The 3,978-nt window shown below is 44.1% G+C and carries 7 protein-coding genes; 3 read left to right on the forward strand and 4 right to left on the reverse strand.

The annotated features are described in order from the left end of the window. Positions 1-367: 367 nt before the first annotated feature. Complete coding sequence (locus Q0386_RS07725) at positions 368-556, reverse strand: hypothetical protein (protein WP_002952769.1); 189 nt, start codon at positions 554-556, stop codon at positions 368-370. A gap of 62 nt (positions 557-618) precedes the next feature. After that, positions 619-1,353, reverse strand: a complete 735-nt coding sequence (locus Q0386_RS07730; protein ID WP_299029398.1) for an EI24 domain-containing protein — start codon at positions 1,351-1,353, stop codon at positions 619-621. A 226-nt stretch (positions 1,354-1,579) separates the two neighbouring features. Here Q0386_RS07730 and Q0386_RS07735 point away from each other — a divergent pair, with 226 nt between their 5' ends. Further along, the gene (locus Q0386_RS07735) at positions 1,580-1,702 is read left to right on the forward strand and encodes a hypothetical protein (protein ID WP_299029401.1); all 123 of its coding nucleotides are present in this window, start codon (positions 1,580-1,582) and stop codon (positions 1,700-1,702) included. A 57-nt stretch (positions 1,703-1,759) separates the two neighbouring features. Here Q0386_RS07735 and Q0386_RS07740 read toward each other — a convergent pair whose 3' ends face one another. Both Q0386_RS07740 and Q0386_RS07745 read right to left on the reverse strand, forming a co-directional pair. Next, positions 1,760-2,455 carry a dUTP diphosphatase gene (locus tag Q0386_RS07740; RefSeq protein ID WP_299029403.1) on the reverse strand — a complete coding sequence of 232 codons (696 nt, stop codon included), beginning with the start codon at positions 2,453-2,455 and terminating at the stop codon, positions 1,760-1,762. Between the two features lie 54 nt (positions 2,456-2,509). Then, positions 2,510-3,025 carry an ATP/GTP-binding protein gene (locus Q0386_RS07745; RefSeq protein WP_299029406.1) on the reverse strand — a complete coding sequence of 172 codons (516 nt, stop codon included), beginning with the start codon at positions 3,023-3,025 and terminating at the stop codon, positions 2,510-2,512. A gap of 87 nt (positions 3,026-3,112) precedes the next feature. Between Q0386_RS07745 and Q0386_RS07750 the strand changes: the two genes are divergently transcribed. Beyond that, the gene (locus Q0386_RS07750; RefSeq protein WP_299029409.1) at positions 3,113-3,490 is read left to right on the forward strand and encodes a hypothetical protein; all 378 of its coding nucleotides are present in this window, start codon (positions 3,113-3,115) and stop codon (positions 3,488-3,490) included. 10 nt (positions 3,491-3,500) lie between these two features. Continuing rightward, a complete protein-coding gene (locus tag Q0386_RS07755) occupies positions 3,501-3,911 on the forward strand; it encodes a pyridoxamine 5'-phosphate oxidase family protein (protein ID WP_299029411.1) in 411 nt (136 codons plus the stop codon). Positions 3,912-3,978: the final 67 nt, after the last annotated feature.

Raw genomic sequence — 3,978 nt, forward strand, 5'->3', positions numbered from 1 at the left:
TGTTACGTATCGAAACTAAATTTACAAAACGTAACTTTTTGATAAATTTATCATGATACTATTTTGCGCTTCAGCGTGAATTTTGATCGGCTCGGATACGGTTATGTTAAATTTAGGAGCTTGAAATTTACGGCTGCACGATTTTGCGTATTTGGATGGGTTTTGGTCAAATTTGAAATTTATCGGCAAATTTGCGGCCGGTCTCGTCAAATTTATTTTTTAAATTTGAGTTTACTGCAAATATTGATTAGATTTGTAGGCTTATTTTTAATCTATTTAAAGCGGTAAATTTGAAAATGCTGGAGTAAATTTGGGCGGGTTAAAATAGTAAAAAATCAAATTTTAGCCCAAAGCGGGCTAAAATCGATTACATATCCTCTTTGACTTCGTCGTTGCTGCGAACGACTAGGCCAGAGCCGTGGATGACGCTAGGGATGCATGCCGTGCAGATATCGACCTCTTCGCCGTTTTTGTGGGCGCGGATAAATACGGCGTTTTCGTTTTCCGTACTTTTTTGTCCGCAGACGTTGCAAACTACGATATTTTCAGTTCTCATTTGTTTTCCTTTTTTAAAAATTTGGGCTTATTTTATTTAGTTTTTCGCTGATTTGAAATGATTTACGTCAAGCGCGAAGTCTCGCGTAAAAAGAAAAAATGCGAAAAGTAAATAATGAAAAAAACCTGCAAGAAAAGCCCGAAAATAGGCACCAAACAAAGCAGATAAAAACATAGTGCGGCGGCTTTAAATTTATATCCGCCGTAATCAAGCAAATAAAGCTCAAATTTGTGCCTCGAGAGTGCGTTTGGCGCGACGTCGATGAAAAGTAGCGAATAATAAAGGTAAAAAAACGCCGGGTGCAGGGCGAGAAAATTTAGCGCAGGCACGGCTAAAATCGGCACACAAATAAGCGCGATCAGGAAAAATTTGAGCAAAATTTGACCCATGAGAGCCGTTTGGCGAGCTAGGCTGACGTTTGCTAACTGTGCCTCGTCTACACGGTAGTGCCTGCGGTTTATCTCGCGGGCGACCACTGGAGTTAGAAAGCCCGCAACCGCGAGCGCGCAAAAAACCGAAAGCATCACGACCAGATATGCGCCGACCGCGTAAAATATCGCGCCGATGAGCCATTTTGCGATGCCTAGGCTGAGGATTTTAGCCACCATCGGATACTCGGCTAGCGCGCTGGCCTCGCCAGATACGGCCGCGTTTAGCGCCTCGTATAGCTCGCGTCCGCCAAACATCGCGATCGCTGCGATGATGAGCGCTGAAAAAACGAGCGGCAAGATAGAGAGCGCGATAAATTTGGGCGTGAAAAGGTCCTTTATCGAAAGGCGTAAAATATCAGCGAACAATGAATCTCCATTTTGTTTAAATTTATCGCCGTTTTGCGGCAAAAATGGCGTTTGGGCGCGACGGCTTTTTAAATTTGACGCGCATTTTTTGCCAGCAAAAGCGGCACGGCGAATGTTTCTAATAGCACACAAATTTAGCGCGCACATATATTTTGCGGCTAAATTTAGTCGATTTAAATTCGGCTGCAAATTTAGCTAAATTTACTCAAATTTACCCAGCTTTTTGGTGGCGCAAAAACTTACTAGCGGCGTAAATTTTTGCGGGCTAAACGGCGGAGTTTTTACGAGCACGGCTAAACCGTGCCCAAATTTAACCGCTAGCGACTTAAACTGCCTGGCGGCGAGTTAAATTTGCTAAATTTAACAACCAAGGCGGCGCAAATTTAGTCCGCAAAGCCGTCAAATTTTATTTTACCGCCTTATACTCGGCCTCGAGCGCGGCGTATATCTCGTCCACGCTTTTTAGCCTGCGAGCCAGGATCTCGTTCATCACGGCGTTATCTTCCTTGCCGTTCCAGACCTTTTTATACGTGCCATCTTTGTAGCCGTGATCTTGGCGGAAGCGGTTTAGCACGTTTTTACCGACGTAGCACTCATAAAGCGAGCTGAGGTTTACGCCGCATTTTAGGCTCATCGTGAAGTAAATTTTAAGCAGATCAAAGAGCGAATACTCAAAGCCCGAGCACTTGTTTATGAGCATTTCGACGTCGTTTATGATCTCGTAGATGTTTTCGTCAGCGACGTTAAACGGCTCGCGGCAAAATGCCTCAAAGCCGCTGCTAGCGCAGATATCGCTTGATAGCTTTGCGATGTCGCCGAGGTTATTTAGCTTGTACTGCTCGAGCATCAAACTCATCAAAAAGTGCCAGATATCCACGACCTCGACGCGCAGATTTTCTTCATTCGTCGGCGCGTTTATGCTTTTCCAGTGCTTCCAGGCAAAGCTATCTATGAGCTCGGCGCACTCCATATATATGCAGCGTTTCCAGCTGATGAGTTTGCCGTTTTTGTTGACGCCGTTTTCCCAGCCGATGCCGTTAGTATCGTCGTTTAGGCTCTGCTGGAGATTTAGCATTTGGGTGATTTTTTCATTCGCGTTCATAAATTTTCCTATTTTTAAAATTTATGAATTATAGCGAAAATTTTAAACCGCGAACTAAACGTAAAATTTAAAGCTATCCAGCTGAGAAATGAGCTCGTCAAAGAGCTTTTTGGAGTTTTGAAGTAGCTTGGCGTCTGCTTTATTTTGCTCCATCAGCCTATCAAAAAGCTTTAGCGTACCGTCTGCGATAAAGTTTTTATGATTTGCGTCTTTTATCTCGGGAAGCTCTTTGCGAAGGGAGTTTGCGAGATTTGTCACGCGCGAAAATATCGGATCCTCGCCCTCTTTGACGTTTTTCATAAATTTGTCTATGCTAGGCGCTATTTTTTCTAGAGCAATTGCGAGCTCTTCTTTATCGCGCGCGTCCAGACCGTCGCCTTTATACGAAAAGCTATAGCCATACTCGTGCGTGAGAGTGAGCGCAGATGCCGATGCGCCAGCTGTTTTGGCGCTGGCGTAGTCTACGGTTTTGTTGTCGTACATTTTTAGATTTATTTCATCGCCGCTGCTGGTTTTAAAGCTAAAATCAAAGCTGTTTAGGCTCGCGCTTTGGTAGTTTTGTAGTTTCATGATTTGTCGTCCTTTTGGTTTTATATCGGCTAAATTTCTTTTTTATTAATACCCCTTGCGCTAAAATCACGCAAAAAAAGGATGAAAATGTGCTGTTTTGCCACGCGCGTATTTTTGCTCATTAGCGCGACCGTTTTGAGCTTTGTTTTGCACGGATTTTTCCCGCAAATTCCCGTCGTCGCTTTTTATTTTTTACTGGCAAATTTGATCTCGCTTACGATATTTTCGCTATTTTTCGCGGGCAAACTCCCAAGCTTTGTTAAGCCAGCGGCTGTGCACTATTTTAGCTTTATCGGCGGCTTTGCGGCGGGACTTGGGGTTGCTTTATTTAAACGCGAAAAAGCGGGAGTTAAATTTGTCAAAATAGAGCTTTTTATCTTTGCTTTTTGGCTAGTTTTAGCTTGCTTTTTAGCGCTAAATTTTAGCTGGGTTTCGGCAAATTTGGCTCAAATTTTTAGCGCTTAAGGCGGACGAAATGGACGAAAAAATTTTAAAATTTATCCGCAAGATGCACCTGCTTAGCCTTGCTGTTTTAGATGATGGCAGGCCATACTGCGCGAGCTGTTTTTACGCCTTTGACGAGGAAAATTTAGCTTTTATCGTAGCTGGCGGCGAGCAGAGCGCTCACGTGAAGGCGTTTTTGGCTGAGCCTGGCGTAGCCGGTACCGTCGCACTTGATACGAAGGTGGTGGGCAAGATAGAGGGCGTGCAGTTTCGCGCTATAGCCGCTCCCGCGACCGCACAGCAAAGCAAAATCTACTTCGCGCGTTTCCCTTACGCTTTGGCGATTAACCCGAGCCTTTATAGTTTGAGCCTGGGTTGGGTTAAATTTACGCATAATGCGTTGGGGTTTGGGAAGAAAATAATCTGGCAGAGAGCAAATTGAATAAAAAGGCTTGTCTCGCGAGTGCTTTTGAGAGAGATTTGAAATTTTAAGTCTGCGGCAGACTACT

Origin of the sequence: uncultured Campylobacter sp., from assembly GCF_938045625.1 — a bacterium.
Classification (GTDB): domain Bacteria; phylum Campylobacterota; class Campylobacteria; order Campylobacterales; family Campylobacteraceae; genus Campylobacter_A.